At 68.2% G+C, this 377-nt stretch carries 1 protein-coding gene; it reads left to right on the top strand.

The window, feature by feature from the left end; translation table 11 throughout:
- Positions 1 to 377 (top strand): cation diffusion facilitator family transporter (locus KVT32_RS29055; RefSeq protein ID WP_217619310.1); only part of this gene is annotated, 377 nt, incomplete at both ends.

The raw sequence follows: 377 nt of genomic DNA, 5'->3' as shown, positions 1-377 counted from the left end.
CGCTCGCGACCGAGCGCGGCACGCGCCTGGGGAAGTGGATCTCGGCAGCCATGATGGTGGTCGAGATCGCCGCCGGCAGGTGGTTCAACTCGATGGCCCTGCTGGCCGACGGCTGGCACATGAGTTCGCACGCCCTGGCGATCGGCCTGAGCGCCTTCGCCTACGCCGCCGCGCGCAAATATGCGAAGGACCCGCGCTTCGCCTTCGGCACCTGGAAGATCGAGATCCTGGCCGGCTACACCAGCGCGGTGTCCCTGCTCGGCATCGCCGCCCTGATGGCGACCAGTTCGATCGAGCGCTTCTTCGCACCCTCGCCCATCCACTACCAGGAGGCCATCGCCATCGCCGTGCTCGGGCTGGTGGTCAACGTCGTCTGC

Source organism: Achromobacter sp. GbtcB20 (assembly GCF_019091095.1).
GTDB classification, from domain to species: domain Bacteria; phylum Pseudomonadota; class Gammaproteobacteria; order Burkholderiales; family Burkholderiaceae_B; genus Achromobacter; species Achromobacter mucicolens.
Note: the sequence above shows the minus strand (reverse complement) of the source record. Positions and strands in the feature narration are given on the sequence as shown.